Genomic DNA, 21,104 nt, shown 5'->3' with positions numbered 1-21,104 from the left:
CATGATTATTTAGTTCTAGCCGTATTACAATATAGAATCATACTGAAAAAAGACCGCCGCATTCTATCGGCAGTCTTGACCAGACATGATTGTTACTCTTTTTTCGAATAAAATACTCTTGATATAAACAGGCCAATGACCCCTAACAAGATGAATAAGACCGCTCTCCAAACAATATCAATCGAAGCAGAATCTATTAAAATTATTTTGGCAAGTGTAATGAATAAAAAGATCAGCCCAATTCGGTTCCATGTCTGTTCTTTGGTTGCGTAATAAACAGCATACATCACAATGACAAATATAAACCAAGACAGGGATACTCCGACGTTTACCGATACGCCGTCAATCCTATCCGACATCCATATGGATAATTTGCTGAAGAATACAAGCAGCAGCAATGAAACAGCGGACGAAATAACGATTGTGATTTGTTTATAATGTATTTTCTTCGAATACAGATAGCCGCCAAATAGTGAGCAGATCAGCAGCAGCCAAGAGACAATGCTGAGAACGTGTAATGAACGTGCCGGGTATTGTATGAGGCCGCAGGCTGCCTGTAATAATACAATCACTCCGGCAATGCCGATCAACCAGCTTTTTTTGCGGTATGACACGTAACACATGATGATTCCTTGTAAGGTGAATATGATGTACAGCAAGCTCACATTTTCAGCTAATGCATCCGCTGCCAATACATTAAAATAAATCATAGAAATGAGAAAAAACGTATGTTTGATTTCGGCAAATTCTTTACTTTTCCATAAGCTTAACAACAGGTAAAACACAAATGCAGCAGTATAAAAAGCGTATAAGGCTGTATCGTTTTTCATGTACAGGACAACCCCTGTAATAAAAACGACAAAAGCTCCGATTGTAACAGCTGTGAGATAGACAGCTTTTTTAAATTGGCTGTTCGATCGTAAGGCTGATAGGATCGTAATCGCCTGCTGTAGGATAAATACAGCAAGTGTCCAACCCGTCACCTGCGCATCTGTAAATGATAAGAAAGCAAAAATCGCTAATATGAAAGCATAGTTTGCTATATTCCATGCTACGCTGTACTTTTGTTTAACTGTCTCATATATTAAGCCTGCGAAAACCAATGACTCATATACATAAAAGATGTATTCATTTCCTTGTTTCCCGCCAAATAAAAAAGGATACAAGTAAACACCTGCGACGATAATCGCAATCAGTGTTTGTGATCGGTATTTTCTTGATATGTACACACCGCCCGCAACGCCTGCAGCAAGAAGGATCATCGTAAGCGGCGTCGGTATAATCTGGTACAGCATGTTACCCGCAAACAAAGAAATAATATAGACAATATTACTGCCCGCCAATAATGAACTGCCCAATACACTGGCATTTTTCTTATGTGACCTGCTACCGAGAACATATAGCACAATAGAGACAATAAGTCCTGCCCCTACCCTCATATATGCGTTGATCCAGCCTTTTTCTGCAGCTGCCACAAATGCCCAAATCATACCAAGAAGAAAAACAAAAATAAAGATCTTCGGAAGCCAATTTCCCGCCATGTTTTCTAAAGTGCGGTTCTCTTTTCGCGGAGCCGGTGTCTTTTGTGGAACTTCGGTTTCCTTGTTGATTTTTGGGTGCTCTTCCGTTTTGACTACTGTTTGTTCTTTCTTGCCAGCAGCGAGATATGCGATCTCCCTTTTGACACTTTCCAGTTCTAGTTCCAAACGTCCAACTTTTTTGTTCAGTTCATCAATTTTTTCGTTCACCATTCTCTCCTCATTTTCGAATAATTAGCAGCCGCTTTTTCATACTATGTCTTTTCCTCACTATCCTGACCGGTTTGTATAAAATAATCCTAAAGACCTGATATCCATTTGGGATTTTCATTCTTAGTCATGTTACATCATGGGAAATTTTTGTTAAATAGGAAATTCGATTGGTTTTTTCATTTCTTCTATTAGGACAAGACAAATGGTTCTGCAGAAACAAATACATAAAAAAGGAGCTGACATATGAGCAGCTCCAATCCTTTTATTTCTCAGAATGGCGTTTTTTCAATACATCAAGCACATCATCCAGCGGCAAGGCTTGTTCTCTGAGCAGGACAAGCAGGTGATACAGCAGGTCTGCCGCTTCCCATTTGAGTTCCTCGTGGTCCCGATTTTTCGCGGCGATGATGACTTCGGATGCTTCTTCTCCGACTTTTTTCAAAATCTTATCGACGCCTTCACGGAAGAGGTACGTGGTGTAAGCTCCTTCAGGCATTTCCGCTTGGCGTTCCGCAATCACCCGCTCCAGTTCGTTCATGATGCCGAATCGGCCCGCGGCCTGTTCTTCTGTTTGTTCCTTTGTAAAACAGCTGTAGCTGCCAGTGTGGCATGCCGGGCCTGACGGTTCTACGAGTACGATCAGCGCGTCTTGATCGCAGTCATACCGGATACCTTTGACGGCTTGCGTGTTCCCTGAGGTTTCTCCTTTATGCCATAGCGCTTGGCGGGAGCGGCTGTAAAACCATGTTTCCTTCGTTTCCAGCGTTTTTTCGTACGATTCCTTATTCATATAGGCAAGTGTCAGCACTTCTTTGCTTGCCGCATCCTGCACGATGGCAGGAATTAATCCGTCCTCGTTAAAACGCAGTTCATCTGCCTGTTTCATCTCACATTCACCCCGTACTCTTTCAAGTATGATTTCACTTCTTTAATTGATGTTTCTTTATAATGAAAAATTGAGGCGGCCAGCGCAGCGTCGGCTTCCCCTTTTGTAAAAGCCTCAAGCATATGCTGCGCGCTTCCCGCGCCTCCCGAAGCGATAACAGGGACGGGGACAGCTTCAGAAACAAGCTTTGTCAGCCTGTGGTCAAACCCTTTTTTCTCACCGTCAGAGTCCATGCTTGTCAGCAATATTTCTCCTGCCCCGCGTTTGACGCCTTCTTTTGCCCACTCGGTGACATCCCAATCTGTTTTCTTTCTGCCGCCGTGCGTGTAGACCTTATATGTGTCAGATTCTTTGTCATACTTGGCATCAATGGCAAGAACGATGCATTGGGAACCAAAAAATTCGGCTCCTTCTGTAATCAGCTCAGGGCGGAGAACAGCTGCCGTGTTCACCGACACTTTGTCTGCTCCGGCACGCAGAATCGTTTTCATATCACTGAGCTGATTGATGCCGCCGCCGACTGTAAACGGAATCGCAAGCTTCGCGGCAACCTGCTCCACGACGTCTACCATCGTTTTTCGTCCTTCATGCGAGGCGGAGATATCAAGAAAGACCAGTTCATCCGCACCTTCCCGGTCGTACACTTCGGCAAGTTCAACCGGATCACCGGCATCCTTCAATTCGAGAAATTGAATTCCTTTGACAACGCGTCCTTCTTTGACATCAAGACATGGAATAATCCGTTTTGTGATCATTTGCGCTCCACCCTTTCAAGCGCCTCACTCAGCGTAAACTGATTGGTGTACAGCGCTTTTCCGATGATCGCTCCAGAGACGCCATCCGCCTGATAGCGGGCGAGGGCTTCGAGATCCGCGACAGAGCTGACTCCGCCGGACGCGATCACCGATTTCCCCGTTTCCTTAGCAAGCTCGACCGTGCTTTGAACATTTGGGCCTGACAGCATTCCGTCTGTTGCGATGTCAGTAAAAATAAAGACTTCCGCACCTTCATTGGCCAGCTCTTTGCCCAGTTCAGCTGCCTTAAGGGTTGATGTTTCCAGCCATCCCTCTGTTGAAACAAAACCGTTTCTCGCATCCAGTCCGATGGCAATCTTCTCACCATATTGTTTCAGCATTTTTTTGACAAACGGAGGATTAGAAACTGCTGAACTTCCCAGGATCACCCGATCGACTCCTGCTGATAAATATTCATAGACGTCATTTTCAGAACGGATCCCGCCGCCGATTTCAACTTTCAGATTCAGCTTTTGCGCAATCTCAATCACATGGCGGTCATTCACTCTTTTCCCTTCTTTGGCTCCGTCGAGATCAACGAGATGGATCCATTCGGCACCCTCTCTCGCAAATAACTCAGCCATGTCGTACGGTGAATCGCCATATATTGTTTCCTTATTATAATCACCTTGAACAAGGCGGACACATTTGCCGTTTCTCATATCAATTGCCGGATATAATGTAAAAGCACTCATTTTTTCACCTTCTGTTCTGCTGCCATTTTCGTGAATTGGGTTAAGATGGACATTCCGACCGTGCTGCTTTTTTCCGGGTGAAATTGGGCGCCGAAGACATTCCCTTTTCCGACTAATGCAGGCACTCGCACACCATAATCGGCGCTTGCCAGAAGCGCATCCCCCTCCATCCCGTCAATATAATAAGAATGAACGAAGTAAGCGTAGCCTTGTTCTGTTTCAGACAGCAGCGGAGATTCGTTATGAAAGGAAAGGCGATTCCAGCCCATATGCGGAACCTTCAGCTTGTTTCCTTTTTCATCTTCTGCTTTCAGCCTGACTGCTTTTCCTTTTAGCAGCCCGAGCCCTGAAGCGGTGCCGTTTTCTTCGCTTTCTTCAAATAAAAGCTGCATGCCAAGGCAGATCCCGAGAAGCAGCCTTCCCTCTGAGACCATATCGTGAATCAATTGATCGAGCTTCGTGTGGCGCAAATTGTCCATCGCGTCTCCAAATGAACCGACTCCCGGCAAAATGAAGGCATCGGCTTCTTTCAGTGCCTCGGGCTTTTCAGAAACAAAGTACGGTACGCCGACACGCTCAAGCGCCTTTGAGACACTGTATAAATTGCCCATTCCGTAATCTATCACGCCGATCATTTACAGCATCCCTTTCGTTGACGGTATTCCTTTAACACGCGGATCGATCGTTGTCGCTTCATCAAGCGCGCGCCCCAGCGCTTTAAAAACAGCTTCAATCATGTGGTGGGTGTTTGTGCCGTAATGAACGATGACGTGCAGGTTCATCCGGGCTTCGAGCGCCAGCTTCCACAAAAATTCATGTACAAGCTCCGTATCGAAAGTTCCGACTTTCGCCGCCGGGAAGTCAGCGCGCATTTCCAAGTGCGGCCGGTTGCTTAAATCAATCACAACTTGAGCAATTGCCTCATCCATCGGCACAAACGCCGAGCCATAGCGTTTGATTCCTTTTTTATCACCCAACGCTTCAAGCAGCGCCTGTCCTAAGCAGATGCCGATATCTTCAGTCGTGTGGTGATCATCTATATCAACATCGCCTTTTGCGTTTATGGAAAGATCGAATTGTCCGTGTTTTGTGAATAAATCCAGCATGTGTGTCATAAACGGCACGTCTGTTTTGATATCCGCCTGTCCATCGCCGTCTATTGCGAATGCCAGCTCAATATCTGTTTCGTTTGTTTTTCTGGCGCGTTCCGCTTTTCTCATTTAGAATTCCTCCGTTCTCTCGCTTCAATTGATCTGGCATGGGCTTCTAACCCTTCCAGTCTGGCAAAAGCCGCGATGCTTTCGGCATGTTCTTCAAAAGCTGATTGGCTGTAAGAAATAATGCTCGATTTCTTTTGAAAATCCGTTACGTTTAAAGGACTTGAAAATCTGGCTGTTCCGTTTGTCGGGAGCACATGGTTTGGCCCGGCGAAATAATCACCGACAGGCTCAGGGCTGTATCTGCCTAAGAAAATCGCACCCGCATGTTTGATGCTGCCAAGCAAAGCTTCCGGAGACTGTGTGAGGATTTCTAAATGCTCTGGCGCGAGCGTATTGACGGTATCAATCGCTTCATCCATTGTGTCTGCCACATAGATACAACCGTAATCACTCACCGAAGCTTCCGCTATTTCTCGTCGCGGCAAGGTTTTCAGCTGCTCATTCACCTCGGCTGAAACCGCCTCGGCCAGTGCCATGGAATCTGTGACAAACACACATGAGCTGAGCTTATCGTGTTCCGCCTGCGAAAGCAGGTCGGCCGCAATTTCATGCGGTATCGCTGTTTCATCAGCCAGCACGACGATTTCACTAGGTCCGGCAATCATATCGATATCGACATCACCGAACACCTCCCGTTTGGCAAGCGCGACATAAATGTTGCCGGGACCCGTGATTTTATCCACTGGCTCAATGGTTTCTGTTCCGTATGCTAACGCCGCGATTGCCTGAGCCCCGCCCATTTTGTAAATGTCTTTTATGCCAAGCTCAGCAGCAGCAACCAAAACCCCCGGAGACAGCCGACCGTCTTTTCCCGGAGGCGTGACGAGAACGATTCTTTCAACGCCTGCTACAAGCGCCGGAATCACATTCATCAAAACAGATGAAGGGTATGCGGCCGTTCCCCCTGGCACATATACACCGGCGGAATCAAGCGCCGTCACCTTCTGTCCCAGCATTGTGCCGTCCTTTCTGTGATAAAACCAGGAGGATTGCAGCTGTCTTTCGTGATATTCCCTAATATTTTCGATTGCCTGCCTAATCACTTGAAGAAGATGTGAATCCAGCGAGGTGTATGCCTCCTCAACTTCCTCTTTTGTGACGAGCGGGCTGTTTATGTCGATCCCGTCAAATTTCGCTGTATAGCTGCGGACCGCCTGATCACCATTTGCCTTTACATCTTCAATAATGGACCGGACCGTCTTTCTTTGCTCTTCCGTTCCTGCATCGATGGAACGCTTGAGAGAAAGCCGCTCTGCTCCGCTGATGGTTTTGATCTTCATTTTGCCGTTTCTCCTTCCACAACAAGAGATAGGCGGGATGCCATTTCGTCAATCACATCGTCTTTCATTCGATAGCTTACCGGGTTGACAATAAAGCGGGAGGTAATGTCACAAATGTGCTCCATTTCTACAAGCCCATTTTCTTTCAGCGTCTGTCCTGTGGAAACAATGTCCACTATCCGATCTGCAAGTCCAATGAGGGGGGCCAGCTCAATTGACCCGTTGAGCTTAATGATCTCGACTTGTTCTCCCTGCTCTCTGAAATAACTGGAGGCCACATTCGGATACTTTGTCGCGATTCGTGGCGCTACGCCGCTCGAGTCTGTATTCGGAAGTCCGGCGACTGCCAAGTGGCATTTGCTGATGTTCAAATCCAGGACCTCATACACATCGCGCTCTTCCTCCAGCATGACATCCTTGCCCGCAATTCCGACGTCTGCCACGCCATGCTCCACATACGTGGTTACGTCCATCGGCTTCGCTAATATGAAACGGAGATTTTCCTCCGGCACATCGATGATCAGTTTTCTCGAATCTTCAAACTCCTCAGGGAGCTTATAGCCCGCCTGCCTCAGCAGCCCTGCCGCTTCTTCAAATATCCGGCCCTTTGGCATCGCCATTGTGAGTAACTTACCCATTTTGCTCTTCCTTTCTGGCACCGATAAAATAAGTGACGTTTGCAAAAGATTTTGTCATCTGGTCGATATTTTCTATTCCCGATAAATCTTGAAGAACCACTTTGTTCCCTTTCATCCGTTCTTCATTCGCATAAGCGATGGCTTGCGCCCGCTGCTCTTTGCTGAAAATAACAGCATCTATATCACAAGGTTCGTCTTTCATATGAAGGGCTTCAATCAGCCGGTCGATCCGAAGCCCAAAACCTGTTGCCGGAGCAGGTGAATCAAAATGACCCAACAGCTTGTTATAACGGCCGCCGCTTCCAATGACAAAACCGACATTCTCAGCGTACACTTCAAATAAAATCCCTGTGTAATAGCTCATGTGGCTGACCATATTCAGATCCAGGCGGACATTTTCCGTACATCCGTAATCCTCAAGAATATCCCACAGCGCCTTCAGTTCATCAACCACGCTTTTTCCTTGTGCAGAATCGACGATTTCCTCAGCACGTCCGCATACTTCTATGCCGCCCCGCAATTCGAGGAGCTCAAGCAGCCTGCTTTTATCAATGGAGGAAAGCGGGAGAGATTTGACATGCTCTCTGTAGCCGACGTAGTTCTTTTCATATAAGAACCTCCGCAGCACATCAGCCCGTTCAACGTTTCCGAGCACCTCAACAAACAAAGCATCCGCAATACCGGCATGGCCGATGGCAATTTTAAAGGATGCCAGCCCAGCGTTTTTTAATGCACCGACGACTAAAGCAATAACCTCCGCATCCGCGCTCGTCGTGCCGTCACCGATTAACTCCACTCCAACCTGCTCGAACTCTGCAGGACGTCCGCCTTCACGCTCCTGAGCCCTGAATACATTTGCCGCATAGCCGACTCTGAGCGGATGATCGTGTTTCAAAAGCTTTGATGCTGCCACCCTTGCAATCGGCCCCGTCATATCCGGTCGAAGCACCAATGTCTTGCCGTCCTGATCAAGAAGCTTAAACAGCTGCTGCTCTTCTATTGCTGACTGGACGCCAACGGTATCGTAAAACTCCAGTGTCGGCGTTTCCATAAATTGATATCCCCATTTATCAATCAAATCGGTTAACGATCGTCTCACCTTTTTTTTCGTTTCGTATAAACCGGGCAGTGTATCTCTCATGCCGTGCGGTTTTTCAAACATAAACATCAACCCGCGCACCTCCGTTGTCATCTTATGAAGGAAAATTCCGAATCCTTTAGTTCGCTAATATGATAATATGTTAGCAGATGAAAGAATGAAAATCAATGCTTAACTTCAGCCAGAATTTTTTTAGTCCAAATATCCTTCTCCTCATTATGAAAAAATCATGAACAATGTATTAAAGGTACGTAATATCTCAAATTCTTTATGTTTGGCATGCTATAATACAAATCAAATAGAGAACAAGGAGATAAAGATGAAAACACTGCGAACTCTATGTGTCCTGATGATTCTTTCAGGCGTTATTTTTTTCGGACTTAAAATAGATGCAAAAGATATAGATATTCCTTTTTTGAACAGTCTTAAAAAAGCGGTTTCTGACAGCGATACAGATACAGGTGCGAATAGCAAAAAGGAGCTGAAGGGAAGCGCAAAGCCGCTTGATGTCATCCTTTACAATCAAATGGACGCGCCCCGGCTCTATAACGGCTGTGAAGTAACAAGCCTTGCGATGGTGCTGAATTACGCGGGATACGACGTGACAAAAAACACCCTGGCAAACCAGATTGCCACAGTGCCTTTGACATACAGCAGCGGATTAAAAGGTAATCCGAATGACGGATTTGTCGGGGATATGGCAAATGGCCCTGGTCTCGGTGTCTACCATCGACCGATCTATCAGCTGGCGAAAACCTATGCCGGAGACAAAGTATCAGATCTGACTGGAAAAAGTATTTCCGCTGTTTATCAGCAGCTTGAAAAAGGCAATCCAGTTTGGGTCATTACGACCGCCAGCTTTGCGCCAGTTGACAACATGCAGACATGGAAAACCCCAAGCGGAACGATAGAGATTACGTACAGCGAACACAGCGTCGCCGTTACGGGATATGATGAGAAATATGTGTATCTCAATGACCCGTATGGCTATAAAAACAGAAAAACCGATAGGACGAGCTTTGAAAAAGCGTGGAAACAAATGGGCAGCCAAGCTGTCGTTATTCAAAAGTAAACATTTGAAATCCCCACTTTGCTCTATCCTGAGCAAACACGACGATATTCATGCTTTTTGTTTCAATCGGTAAGATTGATTCATTTTCCATTTACTTTCCAAAATTATCTTTACTTTCAGGCTGTCTGTTTTTATGATTAAAACAGATTCAGCCTTGCCCCGATCTATGTGAGAGAAGCCGGAGCAAGTCGCTGACGCTTCTCTTGCAAAAAACGAAGATATCCGGGGAGGATTTTATTATTGAAAAAAATCGTGTCTATCCTATGTATGCTCGGTTTGGTTATGGGTCTCAGCCAGTTTCAGCCATCAACTGCTTTCGCAGCTGACAAAGTGGTTCACGAAACAATGATCGTACCAAAAAATACAACATATGACGGGAAAGGACAGCGGTTTGTGGCAGGGAAAGAACTAGGTGACGGAAGCCAGTCCGAAAACCAAAAACCTGTTTTTCGTGTGGAGGATGGAGCAACTCTGAAAAATGTGGTGCTCGGCGCACCTGCTGCTGATGGCGTGCACACTTATGGAAACGTTAACATTCAGAATGTGAAGTGGGAAGATGTTGGTGAGGATGCGTTAACCGTGAAGAAGGAAGGTAAAGTGACCATCGACGGCGGCTCTGCTCAAAAAGCGTCAGATAAGATTTTCCAAATCAATAAAGCCAGTACATTCACAGTGAAAAATTTCACGGCAGACAATGGCGGGAAGTTCATTAGACAGCTTGGCGGTTCAACCTTCCACGTTGATGTGATCATTGATAAGTGCACCATCACAAACATGAAGGAAGCGATATTCCGGACGGACAGCAAAACAAGCACGGTCAGAATGACAAACACACGCTACTCTCATGTCGGTCAAAAATGGATTGGCGTTCAGCATATTTACGAAAACAACAATACTCAATTTTAACAAAAAAGTCCGCTGATGTTTATTCAGCGGACTTTTTCAATCTTTCTTGCATTTCTTCCTTCGTATAGATGACCCTCATCGGATTCCCGCCGACAAATGCCCCGTCAGGCACATCCTTATGGACAAGCGTTCCGGCGGACACAACTGCGCCATCCCCTATTTCCACTCCGGGCAGAATAGTCGTGTTGGCTCCAATCATTACTTCGTCTCCGATCAGAACTTTGCCGATCCGGTATTCCTGAATCAAATACTCATGGGCCAAAATGGTCGTATTGTACCCGATGATTGTATTCGTTCCGACTGAGATCTTTTCCGGAAACATGATATCTGGCATCACCATGAGGGCAAAGGATGTCTGTTTTCCAACCTTCATCCGCAGAAATGTACGGTACAGCCAGTTTTTCATCCCTATAAACGGTGTATATCTCGCAATTTGTATGACAATGAAGTTTTTAACGACCTTTAAAAAAGGGACCGTTTGATAGACATGCCACAGTGAGTTAGCTCCTGAGACCGGATGGCGATCTGTTTTTCTCACAGATTACTTCACTCCAACAATTTGTAATAGATCACTCATTTTCTCAAGCATAAAATCAGGCTCATGCTTCGCCAGCGTTTCCGGCCCTTTAATCGTCCATGCGACTCCTGCGGTTTTTGTTCCGGCGTTTTTCCCTGCCAGCACATCATGGTAATTATCACCGACCATAATGGCTTCCTCGGGCTTGCTTCCTAGCTGTTTCAGCGCTAACAGCACAGGCTCGGGATCAGGCTTCGCATTTCTCACATCATCAAGGGTAACAACCGTTTCAAAGAATTCGCTGATTCCCGTGAGCTTGAGGCCCATATTGACAGTATCTCTTAATTTTGTTGTCACAATCCCTAATTGAAAGCCGGATTTTTTTAATGCATCCAGGGTCTCATATACCGTTTCATATTCAGTGACGAGTGAATCATGCATGTCATGATTGTATGCTCTGTACATAGCGATCATATCATCGCATTTATCAGGGTCCATCGAGGAGAACGTTTCAAAAAGAGACGGCCCGATAAACGCAAGGACATCTTCTCGTTTATACTTGCTCGGATAATAATGCTCCAGTGTATGCAAAAAGGACGCGATAATTAATTCATTCGTATTAATAAGCGTTCCGTCTAAATCAAACAGAATCGTCGTTACTTGTTTGTCACTCATATTGCTTCCTTTCCAACCGCTGAGGGTTTCCACTTTTTCCATGTATGCGCAATAGCCATTGTCAGCAGAACTGCTGTGGTGACACGAATCAAAAGAAGAGGCCAGACCGGTATGCCGAGCGGAATAAAGACAAGTGTATCTTCCACGACCGCATGGCAGGCAACGAGAAATATAAATGCCAAAGTCATGTCCCGCTTGCTCACGCCATCATCCTCGACAGCTTTGATCATGACACCCGCTCCGTAGGCCAGACCAATCGTCAGTCCCGCCACCATCGTCATAGACGTATTTTTATTCATGCCAAGCAGCTGCGTAAACGGCGACAGCCACCTGGAAAACCGATGCAGCCAGCCTAAATCTCTTAAAAACTGGATGATGATCATCAGCGGGATTACTATTGCCGCCAGCTGCAAAACACCAAGCCCGGCTTTCGTTAAGGCTTCTGCCAGCATTGCCAGCCAACTGTCCGGCGCAACGCTCTTCGCAGCGATAAAACCGTACTGTGCCGTTTCCTGTCCGCCATGCCAAATGAGGTTGATGACGATGGCTGACACAGCGGCCAAACCGATGCGCACCGCCAATATAACGCCAATTCTGATGCCAACCTTTGCGGCAACTGTCGATTCGATAATCAAGTTATGACAGAATGAAAGCATAACAGCTAAAATAAAGACTTCTTTTACAGACAAATCCAACGTCAAAATCCCGGCAATTCCCGCATACAGATTCAGCATATTTCCCAGCACAAGCGGAATGGCCGCTTCACCGGAAAGCCCGAAGAGACCCATTACCGGTGTGATCAGCCGTACAAGCCAATCCATGACAGGCGTATGCTGAAGCAAAGTGACCAATAGTGTTACCGGGAAAATGACTTTACCGAGTGTCCATGTTGTTTGAAGACCTGCCGCAAGACCGGCCAGAAAGATCTTCTTCATCCCCCATCCCCCTTTGTTGACGTCTACTCCGCGTACCGCTCCTTCGAGTATCCCTTGACGCGTCTGAAGATGATGGCTGCCACAGCCAAAACAATCAATACGATTGAAATCACCTGAGCAATGCGAAGTGATTCTGTCAGCATTAAGCTGTCAGTCCGCATTCCTTCAATAAAGTATCTTCCGATTGAATACCAAATGATATAGATCAAGAACATCTCGCCTCTTCGCAAATTCGCTCTGCGCAGAAGCAGTAAAACAATAACGCCGACAAAGCTCCATAGTGATTCATATAAAAAGGTAGGGTGATAATATTGCCCATTGATGTACATTTGATTGATGATAAATTCAGGCAGGTGCAGGCTTTCTAAAAATGCTCTGCTGACAGCCTCGCCATGCGCTTCCTGATTCATGAAGTTCCCCCAGCGGCCGATCGCTTGGCCGAGCAAAATGCTTGGCGCGGCAATATCCGCAAGCTTCCAGAACGAAAGGTTTTTCACTCTTGAAAACACATAACCAGTTAAAATGGCGCCAATTAGCCCGCCGTGAATGGCAATGCCGCCCTTCCAGATCTTAATGATTTCTCCCGGATGTGCCGCATAATAATCCCATTCAAAGGCAACGTAATAAATTCGTGCACAAATAATTGCAATCGGAATGGCAAACAAGACAAGATCAATAAACGTATCTTTCTGCAGCCCCCGTTTCTCACTTTCCCTCATCGCAATCCACAGCCCCAGCAAAGCGCCGAGACCGATAATGATTCCGTACCAATGGACGGCTAACGGCCCCAGCTGAAAAGCTATCGGATTGAGTGGTTCTATCGCTTCATTCATTTAACGCCAACTCCTATTCCTCTTGTTCACCGTCTTCAATGACGTCCGCCAGCTTGTTCGTAAATTGCTCAGCGGCATTCAGCCCCATCCGCTTCAATCTAAAGTTCATTGCTGCCACTTCGATGATGACTGCCAGATTTCGGCCAGGACGGACGGGAATCGTCAGTTTTGTGATTTCTGTATCAATGATTTTCATGGTTTCTTCCTCAAGCCCGAGACGGTCGTATTGCTTGCCCTGCTCCCAAAGTTCAAGATTCATGACAATCGTGATTCGTTTATTGCTTCTGACCGCGCCGGCGCCAAACAGCGTCATCACGTTGATAATGCCAAGCCCCCTGATTTCAAGGAGATGCTCAATTAATTCCGGAGCGTTTCCGACAAGGGTGTCCTGATCCTCCTGCCGAATTTCAACGCAATCATCGGCAACAAGGCGATGCCCTCTTTTCACAAGCTCCAGCGCTGTTTCACTTTTCCCGACGCCGCTTTTTCCTGTAATCAGCACGCCGACACCATATATATCGACAAGAACGCCATGAATCGCCGTGGTAGGGGCCAGCCGGCTCTCAAGAAAGTTGGTTAAACGGCTGGACAGTCTTGTCGTTTTCAGCGGCGATCTGAGGACTGGCACCCCATTTTTCTCAGAAGCGTCAATCAGCTCCTGCGGGATCGGCATATCTCTAGAAAGAATAATAGCTGGTGTTACATCAGTGCACAGAGAATCCATTCGCTGCTTTTTATCCTCTTCCGGAAGCTGTTCAAAGAAAGAAAGCTCTGTTTTTCCGAGAAGCTGCACGCGCTCTCTCGGGTAATATGTAAAATATCCGGCAATTTCAATACCTGGTCTTGATAGGTCACTCATTGTAATCGGGCGGTTAACTCCTTCTTCTCCGCTGATTAATTCCAAATTGAACTGTTCCATTACGTCTTTTGTGCGAACCTTTGCCACGATATGTTCCTCCTGTTCCGGGCTGCCCCGAGCTTGCTCACAATACTTTCATTTTATCACTTTCAGGCTTGAACCTAAAACAGATTTTATAAAAGGCGGGAAAACACCTCAGCTGGTCTAGATCACTAGTCTGAAAAAGAGTAAAATAAAGGTATTCAAATTCCAGAAAGGCGGATCATCTATGGCAGAGAGTCTTCTTATCAAAGACATTGCGATCGTGACAGAAAATGAAGTAATCAAAAACGGCTATGTCGGAATCAATGACGGAAAAATCAGCACAGTCTCAACAGAACGGCCCAAGGAGTCATATTCAAAAGAGATTCAAGCACCTGCGGATTCCGTTTTGCTTCCCGGCATGATAGACATTCATATCCACGGGGGCTATGGAGCGGATATGATGGACGCAAGCTTTTCCGCCCTTGACATCATGTCGTCAAGACTGCCCGAAGAAGGCACGACGAGCTTTTTAGCCACAACGATTACCCAAGAGCATGGGAACATTTCTCAAGCGTTGGTGAATGCAAGAGAGTGGAAAGCGGCTGAAGAGTCCTCCTTATTAGGTGCAGAACTGCTCGGCATTCATTTAGAGGGTCCCTTTGTTTCACCTAAAAGAGCCGGAGCCCAGCCAAAAGAGTGGATCAGGCCTACTGATGTTGCGCTGTTCAAAAAGTGGCAGCAGGAGGCGGGCGGACTGATCAAAATTGTTACACTTGCGCCGGAGGAGGATCAGCATTTCGAACTGATCCGCCATTTGAAAGACGAATCGATTATTGCGTCCATGGGGCACACAGATGCCGATTCCGCATTGCTGTCGGAGGCCGCCAAAGCAGGCGCGACCCATATGACCCATCTGTACAACGCGATGAGCCCGTTTCATCACCGAGAACCCGGAGTAATTGGAACGGCACTGGCTCATGATGGATTTGTGACAGAGCTTATCGCCGATGGCATCCACTCCCATCCTTTATCGGCAAAGCTTGCTTTTCTGGCAAAAGGCAGCAGCAAGCTCATTTTAATTACTGATTCCATGAGGGCAAAAGGACTGAAGGACGGCGTATATGAATTCGGCGGCCAAAGTGTGACGGTAAGAGGACGAACAGCTCTTCTTTCAGACGGAACCCTTGCCGGTTCGATCCTCAAAATGAACGATGGCGCACGGCATATGCGTGAGTTTACAAATTGCTCTTGGACGGATATAGCTAATATAACTTCTGCAAACGCGGCCAAACAGCTGGGCATCTTTGACCGAAAAGGCAGTGTGGCAGTGGGAAAAGATGCAGATCTGGTGATTGTCAGCAGTGATTGTGAGGTGATTCTCACCATTTGCCGCGGAAACATTGCATTTATATCCAAGGAGGCTGACCAGATATGAAAGTAATGGAATGTCAAACGTATGAAGAGCTAAGCCAAAAAGCAGCCAGAATAACAGCAGCTACAATCAAAGATAAGCCTGATGCCGTTCTCGGTTTAGCGACAGGCGGCACGCCGGAAGGCACATATCGCGAGCTGATCCGCCTGCACCAAACTGAGAATCTCTCATTTCAAAACGTCACTACAGTTAATTTGGATGAGTACGCCGGACTTTCAAACAACGATCCGAACAGCTATCACTTCTATATGAACGACCGTTTTTTTCAGCATATCGACAGCAAGCCTAGCCGGCACTTTATTCCGAATGGAAATGCAGACGATTTGGAAGCCGAATGCAAACGGTATGAACAGCTAGTCGAATCCCTCGGCGGCACTGACATACAGCTTCTCGGCATCGGGCGCAACGGACACATCGGCTTTAATGAACCGGGAACGTCCTTCAAGTCGCGAACTCATGTTGTGACATTAAATGAGCAAACCCGCCAAGCGAATGCCAGATATTTTTCTTCCATAGACAGCGTGCCGAAAAAAGCACTGACAATGGGAATTCAAACAATACTCTCAAGCAAGCGCATTCTGCTGATCATTTCTGGAAAAAGCAAAGCGGAAGCTGTAAGTAAGCTGTTAGAAGGAAACATAAGCGAAGAGTTTCCCGCATCTGCTTTGCACCTGCATTCCGATGTTACGGTTTTGATTGATCGTGAAGCCGCGTCATTAAGACCTTGAAAGGAACGCTGACTTATGCATATCAATAAACAATCGCCTATTCCGATTTATTATCAGATTATGGAGCAACTAAAAAACCAAATTAAGAGCGGAGAGCTGCAGCCGGACATGCCTCTTCCTTCTGAGCGCGAATATGCCGAACAATTCGGGATCAGCCGGATGACGGTTCGCCAGGCGCTTTCTAATTTAGTTAATGAAGGCTTGCTCTATCGCCTGAAAGGGCGGGGCACCTTTGTCAGCAAGCCAAAAATGGAACAAGCCCTCCAAGGACTGACAAGCTTTACCGAGGATATGAAAAGCCGCGGAATGACACCGGGCAGCAAGCTCATTGATTATCAGCTTATTGATTCAACTGAGGAGCTCGCGGCTATATTAGGCTGCGGGCACCCCTCCTCTATCCATAAAATCACTCGGGTGCGGCTGGCAAATGATATTCCGATGGCGATTGAGTCCTCACATATTCCGTTTGAGCTTGCGGGTGAATTAAATGAATCTCATTTTCGATCGTCGATTTACGAGCATATTGAAAGGTACAACAACATACCGATTGCCCGTGCCAAACAGGAGCTTGAACCAAGCGCTGCCACCTCGGAAGAAGCACACATTCTTGGTATCCAAAAGGGAGCGCCTGTCCTATTAATTAAACGAACAACATATCTGCAGAACGGAACTGCTTTTGAGCATGCAAAATCCGTATATAGAGGCGACCGTTATACATTTGTCCACTATATGGATCGTCTTTCATAAAAAAAGCCTCCAACCCTTTTTAAGGATTGGAGACATGGCGAAAATCAAACTGGTCTGGTGCCGGACGATATGTCTCTTTTTTCGTCTTGAACTTCCAGATCGGTGATTTCGTTTTGCCGTTAAAACTGTCTTCCACTATAATGTACCAATAATAAACAGACTGCGGTTCAAGATGATCCCAGCGGAATTCAGCTGTATCCCCGCTCTTCACTTGCTCTCGTTTTCCGAGCTCTTCATTGGTATATACGTTACATTCAAAATAATCGGTTTCCACCTTTTTGATTCGTGGCTTCAAATCAAGCGAAAGGGAAAATTCATCCTTGTTGCCATAGGTATCCGTATCATAGTAATTCTTATCCTTTACATACGGAGAGTACGTCGATACGTGCACCATGTCATTGGCCTGGTCAAATTGAAGCAAACGCAAATACCCTTGCCCGCCTTCTGGCCCGCCCTGATAATCGGCCAGCATTTGATGCACGAGACGATCCGGTTTCCCATCACCATCATCATCAAGCTCATCTGTTTTTCTCATCGCACTATGATAATGCCCGCTCAACACCATCACAACATTAGGGTTCGGCTTTACGATTTCTTTGAATATTTTCTCTCCGATTGGGCTTCTGTTTCCGCTGACCAGCAAATACTCATGAAAAGCTAAAATAGCCATCCGGTCAGGGTGCTTCTTCAGTATCTGATTCATCCACGCGATGTCTTCATCCGTAATGCCCCATCCCATGTAAAGCATGATATAATCGTTGCCGTTGCTCGAAATCAGGTCATAATGTCCGCGGTTGTTTTTATAGGAACCGCCGTAATGCAATTTTTTATCAAAACGATCGCTGCCAAAATATTTGCCAAACGCCCTGTAGGAACCATCCTTATGTCCGACATCGTGATTACCGGCCAGCACGCCGTATGGAATTCCGCTCTTATCCAGAACGGACATTGACCGATCAGCGTTTTTCCACTGTCTGATATCGGCAGAATCATCTACAATATCACCCGTGTGGAACACATATTTGATATTGAGCTGCTTTTGATTATCTTTTATCCATTCGGTCTGTTTATCAAAAATATGCGGATAGCTTTCGGCGTAATACTGTGTATCAGACATCCAGACAAATGTGTACATATCCTTCGCAGGAGGAATTTCATCCTGTACAATCACATTCATTTTCGACTCCCGTACAAAATCGGCGGCAATCACAGACGCTTTCAGCGTAAACGGTTTGTCATCCTTCGCGACGAAGCTGTCAACAGGCTGCCATTCGTTTGTCCGATAATTCCAAGCATACATCGTCACCTTTCTCCCCGGCAAAGAACTGCCCTTCCAAACCGCTTCTGCCAGATCATTCTCATCAATTGATGGATCAACCGTCACTTCAAAGCGATGATAAGGGAAAAGCTCTTTGTTTTCTGTCGATACTGTTTTTCCATCAGTAGCTGATACCCGCTCCAATTCTTTATTCGTAAATGGGGTCTCCCTTTCCGGCACAAAGCTTTTCGGCGGTTCAGTCAGTGACGCGTGCTTAAATATTTTCACATGATTGCGCGCTGTATATTGAAATCCCCTATAAAAACCAACATCCATGGCATCATTCGTCGGATCCTTCACCCGCACAGAAAGCTTGGCCTTATGCGTGTCGGCTTCGCTGTCTATAACCTCCGGCTGGTCCGGATGCTCTCGTTCGGTTTTAAATATCCTCTCAATCACTGTTTTATTGCCCGCGAGATCCGTTGCTGTCACTTTTAGAGAATGTTTTCCCGGCAAAAGATCAGAAGAGGACGTATGATATGGGAGTGTAATGCTTTCTCCATCTAAAGACGCTTCCGCTTCCTCAATTTTGCTCCATTTATCATACATATCCGCCTGCAGGATAAGATTTCCTTTATACGTTTGCCCCTCGGTGATATTCGGCTCAATGTGAGGTCCTGAATTATCTACCCGTACAACCAGGCTGACATTTTCCTTGCCGTCGCTTGCTTGAATATGGTGAGCGCCTTCAGAAAGCTTTGATGTGTCCCACTCCAGCAGCTGTGATGTAAATAGTCCGTCAGGCAGATTGAACTGAAATTGCCAGCTTTTATTCGAGCGCTGATTATCGCCAATCAAGAGTTCCTTCTCAGGAGACACCCTCTGATCCCTGATCACCGTTCCATCCGATAACACCAATCGGGCGTTTTTGACTAAGAAGTCATCACGGTTTTCAGCCGTATCAAACGGAGACACCTTCGAACCCGATCGTATTGTAATACGCTGCAGCTGCTTCCCTTTCCGAAGCAGTGTCTCTGGCAATGGAACAGAATAGGTGCGGTATTTATTTGTTGTATCATCGAACACCTTCAGCACTTTTCCTTCCATCGTTACCGCGTTTTTAAAATAAAGGTTCGTTTTCCTCGTATCGAATGCAAAATATACTTCTTTTTCCATCGCGGGCTCTGTCACTTGTTTTTTCCCGTCAATCCATAGCTTAATGCGGTCAGCTCGCCCTTCTGTCGTGGCTTTGAGAAATTGAGTTCCCGACAGCGTGTCTCTGTTTTCAATATTCATCCGCAGACCGTGCGACTTGCTTGTTTGTTTAATATCAATCATTTTGTCCGGCGTTCTCGCTTCATTGATCCCGTCCCCGGCCGCCACATAATACTCTAGCTGATCCTTCCCGATCAATTCAGGCGAATACACAATATAATGGTAGAGATTATCGTTGCGGTCTTTTTCAGCAAGAATTCGCTTGAACGGTTTGTTCTCATCCGTCCGGTAGTAAAAAGCTGCTGTTTTCACCAGACTGCGATCCCTTATGTCAGCCCGCAGCTCAATGCTTTCAGCAGGGCGGACAGGCTTGCGGTCAGTCAAATCCTCAATAACCGGCTTTTCTTTATCCAGCTTGATTTTCCGTTTCTGCTCGGGTACCTGTGCCTGTAATACGGTTCCGGGAGACGGATTTTTTTCCCCGATTGAAATGTTCAAAAGTTCTGCAGTTCCGTTTAGCGGATACTTGTAAAGCACAGATGACAGCCGGCGCAGCGCATGTTTCCGATAATGCGCTGCCGAAATATCCTTTCCTGTATTCGTTGATATTACAACCGCCCGCGGCCTCGTATTAGCCATACCCTCTGTCTCGTCTATCACCGCAAGATTTTTTCCTTCTATTAATTGTGTCTGATAATACCGATTGAAATCCTCCGGCGTCAATTCTGGATGCCCGGCAGGCTTCAGCCAGATGACAAACGTTTCGCCGGATGGTATCAAGATTTTTTCATCAGGTCTCCAAATCAAATCGGAGTCTGGTCCTTCTTTTGGGTAGCGGTAACGGATATGGTAGTCTTTAAAATCAATCGTTCTGTCAGTCGTATTATAAATCTCAATAAATTCATAACCGTCTGCGCGTCCTATGTTCTTCGTATCAACCGCCAGCTCTGTGATCAAAAGCTCTGGAATATGCGCAAGGTCAGCCTGGTATCCTTCAAGCTTCAGTTTCTGCGTCTCCGACTCCACCCGCTGCTTCCCATTCGACATCACAATGTAATACTCAAGCTCGCTGTTCCAAATCAAACGTTTCGGAATTTGTGCCAAAAACTTGCGGACCGCCCCGGGTGTCGGATCCATCGGCACCATTTTGTAGCCCAGCTCATTACTTTGTTTGTAAAAAAGAAAGGCGGAAAATGCTTGATACGAATTGTCACGAACTTGAGCCTCAATCATTAGGTTGCTTCTCATTTCAGCTTTCACATCAATTTGAGGAGGATTTTCAAGCAAAGGTATGTAATGAGGCGTTTGAAATAGTTCCTGCTGTATAACAGGAAAGGCTTTCGATTCATGATGGCCGCCAGATAAAACGGATAGAAAAGACAATAGTACAGAAGCGATAACTGTGTATTTCCTCACCAAAACACCTCCCTTTTCATGTATTTTGCGTCTGAACAGGGAAGCTTATGAGTTCATTTTTAAACAATGTCCAATCTGACAAAGCAACAAAAAGCGATTACTTCACAATTTTTTAAGAAGGCTG

General features: G+C 46.2%; 20 protein-coding genes. 5 read left to right on the top strand and 15 right to left on the bottom strand.

From position 1 onward, the window contains the following. Positions 1 to 92 precede the first annotated feature (92 nt). The 9 genes from QA442_RS03975 to QA442_RS03935 form a co-directional block, all read right to left on the bottom strand. Positions 93 to 1,751 (bottom strand): DUF2339 domain-containing protein, encoded by a 1,659-nt coding sequence (locus tag QA442_RS03975; RefSeq protein ID WP_095431962.1) that lies wholly within the window; start codon positions 1,749 to 1,751, stop codon positions 93 to 95. Positions 1,752 to 2,013: 262 nt separating this feature from the next. Continuing rightward, a complete protein-coding gene (gene hisIE, locus QA442_RS03970; protein WP_024571940.1) occupies positions 2,014 to 2,637 on the bottom strand; it encodes a bifunctional phosphoribosyl-AMP cyclohydrolase/phosphoribosyl-ATP diphosphatase HisIE in 624 nt (207 codons plus the stop codon). Beyond that, the gene (gene hisF / locus QA442_RS03965; RefSeq protein ID WP_069838645.1) at positions 2,634 to 3,392 is read right to left on the bottom strand and encodes an imidazole glycerol phosphate synthase subunit HisF; all 759 of its coding nucleotides are present in this window, start codon (positions 3,390 to 3,392) and stop codon (positions 2,634 to 2,636) included. The genes hisIE and hisF overlap by 4 nt, the downstream gene beginning before the upstream one ends. Next, complete coding sequence (gene hisA, locus QA442_RS03960) at positions 3,389 to 4,126, bottom strand: 1-(5-phosphoribosyl)-5-[(5-phosphoribosylamino)methylideneamino]imidazole-4-carboxamide isomerase (protein ID WP_069838644.1); 738 nt, start codon at positions 4,124 to 4,126, stop codon at positions 3,389 to 3,391. Before hisA ends, hisF begins: the two co-directional genes overlap by 4 nt. Then, entirely contained in the window at positions 4,123 to 4,761 is a 639-nt protein-coding gene (gene hisH / locus QA442_RS03955; protein WP_069838643.1) for an imidazole glycerol phosphate synthase subunit HisH, read from the bottom strand. The genes hisA and hisH overlap by 4 nt, the downstream gene beginning before the upstream one ends. After that, positions 4,762 to 5,346 carry an imidazoleglycerol-phosphate dehydratase HisB gene (gene hisB / locus QA442_RS03950; RefSeq protein WP_069838642.1) on the bottom strand — a complete coding sequence of 195 codons (585 nt, stop codon included), beginning with the start codon at positions 5,344 to 5,346 and terminating at the stop codon, positions 4,762 to 4,764. Beyond that, entirely contained in the window at positions 5,343 to 6,626 is a 1,284-nt protein-coding gene (gene hisD, locus QA442_RS03945; RefSeq protein ID WP_069838641.1) for a histidinol dehydrogenase, read from the bottom strand. Before hisD ends, hisB begins: the two co-directional genes overlap by 4 nt. Then, a complete protein-coding gene (hisG, locus tag QA442_RS03940; protein ID WP_040081700.1) occupies positions 6,623 to 7,264 on the bottom strand; it encodes an ATP phosphoribosyltransferase in 642 nt (213 codons plus the stop codon). Before hisG ends, hisD begins: the two co-directional genes overlap by 4 nt. After that, positions 7,257 to 8,432 carry an ATP phosphoribosyltransferase regulatory subunit gene (locus QA442_RS03935; RefSeq protein ID WP_095431963.1) on the bottom strand — a complete coding sequence of 392 codons (1,176 nt, stop codon included), beginning with the start codon at positions 8,430 to 8,432 and terminating at the stop codon, positions 7,257 to 7,259. The genes hisG and QA442_RS03935 overlap by 8 nt, the downstream gene beginning before the upstream one ends. Positions 8,433 to 8,682: 250 nt before the next feature. Between QA442_RS03935 and QA442_RS03930 the strand changes: the two genes are divergently transcribed. Continuing rightward, positions 8,683 to 9,435 (top strand): C39 family peptidase, encoded by a 753-nt coding sequence (locus tag QA442_RS03930; protein ID WP_069838639.1) that lies wholly within the window; start codon positions 8,683 to 8,685, stop codon positions 9,433 to 9,435. 240 nt (positions 9,436 to 9,675) lie between these two features. Beyond that, positions 9,676 to 10,341, top strand: coding sequence for a pectate/pectin lyase PelC (gene pelC / locus QA442_RS03925; protein WP_071582355.1), 666 nt, complete (start codon positions 9,676 to 9,678; stop codon positions 10,339 to 10,341). 19 nt (positions 10,342 to 10,360) lie between these two features. On the opposite strand, the gene hprF is transcribed toward pelC, so the two are convergent. Genes hprF through hprK form a run of 5 tightly spaced genes read right to left on the bottom strand, consistent with a single transcriptional unit; the run spans position 10,361 to position 14,247 of the window. After that, positions 10,361 to 10,879, bottom strand: coding sequence for an acyltransferase (gene hprF, locus QA442_RS03920; protein WP_071582354.1), 519 nt, complete (start codon positions 10,877 to 10,879; stop codon positions 10,361 to 10,363). A gap of 3 nt (positions 10,880 to 10,882) precedes the next feature. Next, positions 10,883 to 11,533: a pyrophosphatase PpaX gene (gene ppaX, locus QA442_RS03915; protein WP_071582353.1), complete on the bottom strand. Its 651-nt coding sequence runs from the start codon at positions 11,531 to 11,533 to the stop codon at positions 10,883 to 10,885. Beyond that, entirely contained in the window at positions 11,530 to 12,468 is a 939-nt protein-coding gene (locus tag QA442_RS03910; protein ID WP_014665517.1) for a nucleoside recognition domain-containing protein, read from the bottom strand. The genes ppaX and QA442_RS03910 overlap by 4 nt, the downstream gene beginning before the upstream one ends. 23 nt (positions 12,469 to 12,491) lie before the next feature. Next, entirely contained in the window at positions 12,492 to 13,301 is an 810-nt protein-coding gene (gene lgt, locus QA442_RS03905) for a prolipoprotein diacylglyceryl transferase (protein ID WP_014665518.1), read from the bottom strand. A 13-nt stretch (positions 13,302 to 13,314) separates the two neighbouring features. Beyond that, the gene (hprK, locus tag QA442_RS03900; RefSeq protein WP_095431964.1) at positions 13,315 to 14,247 is read right to left on the bottom strand and encodes an HPr(Ser) kinase/phosphatase; all 933 of its coding nucleotides are present in this window, start codon (positions 14,245 to 14,247) and stop codon (positions 13,315 to 13,317) included. Between the two features lie 181 nt (positions 14,248 to 14,428). On the opposite strand from hprK, the gene nagA reads away from it, so the two are divergent. Genes nagA through nagR form a run of 3 tightly spaced genes read left to right on the top strand, consistent with a single transcriptional unit; the run spans position 14,429 to position 17,091 of the window. Continuing rightward, complete coding sequence (gene nagA, locus QA442_RS03895; RefSeq protein ID WP_095431965.1) at positions 14,429 to 15,619, top strand: N-acetylglucosamine-6-phosphate deacetylase; 1,191 nt, start codon at positions 14,429 to 14,431, stop codon at positions 15,617 to 15,619. After that, positions 15,616 to 16,344, top strand: coding sequence for a glucosamine-6-phosphate deaminase (gene nagB / locus QA442_RS03890; RefSeq protein ID WP_071582349.1), 729 nt, complete (start codon positions 15,616 to 15,618; stop codon positions 16,342 to 16,344). The genes nagA and nagB overlap by 4 nt, the downstream gene beginning before the upstream one ends. 15 nt (positions 16,345 to 16,359) lie before the next feature. Then, positions 16,360 to 17,091, top strand: coding sequence for an N-acetylglucosamine utilization transcriptional regulator NagR (gene nagR / locus QA442_RS03885; protein ID WP_071582348.1), 732 nt, complete (start codon positions 16,360 to 16,362; stop codon positions 17,089 to 17,091). A gap of 19 nt (positions 17,092 to 17,110) precedes the next feature. On the opposite strand, the gene QA442_RS03880 is transcribed toward nagR, so the two are convergent. Then, positions 17,111 to 20,980 carry a lamin tail domain-containing metallophosphoesterase family protein gene (locus tag QA442_RS03880; RefSeq protein ID WP_095431966.1) on the bottom strand — a complete coding sequence of 1,290 codons (3,870 nt, stop codon included), beginning with the start codon at positions 20,978 to 20,980 and terminating at the stop codon, positions 17,111 to 17,113. Positions 20,981 to 21,104 lie beyond the last annotated feature (124 nt).

Source organism: Bacillus stercoris, assembly GCF_029772985.1.
GTDB classification, from domain to species: domain Bacteria; phylum Bacillota; class Bacilli; order Bacillales; family Bacillaceae; genus Bacillus; species Bacillus stercoris.
Note: the sequence above shows the minus strand (reverse complement) of the source record. Positions and strands in the feature narration are given on the sequence as shown.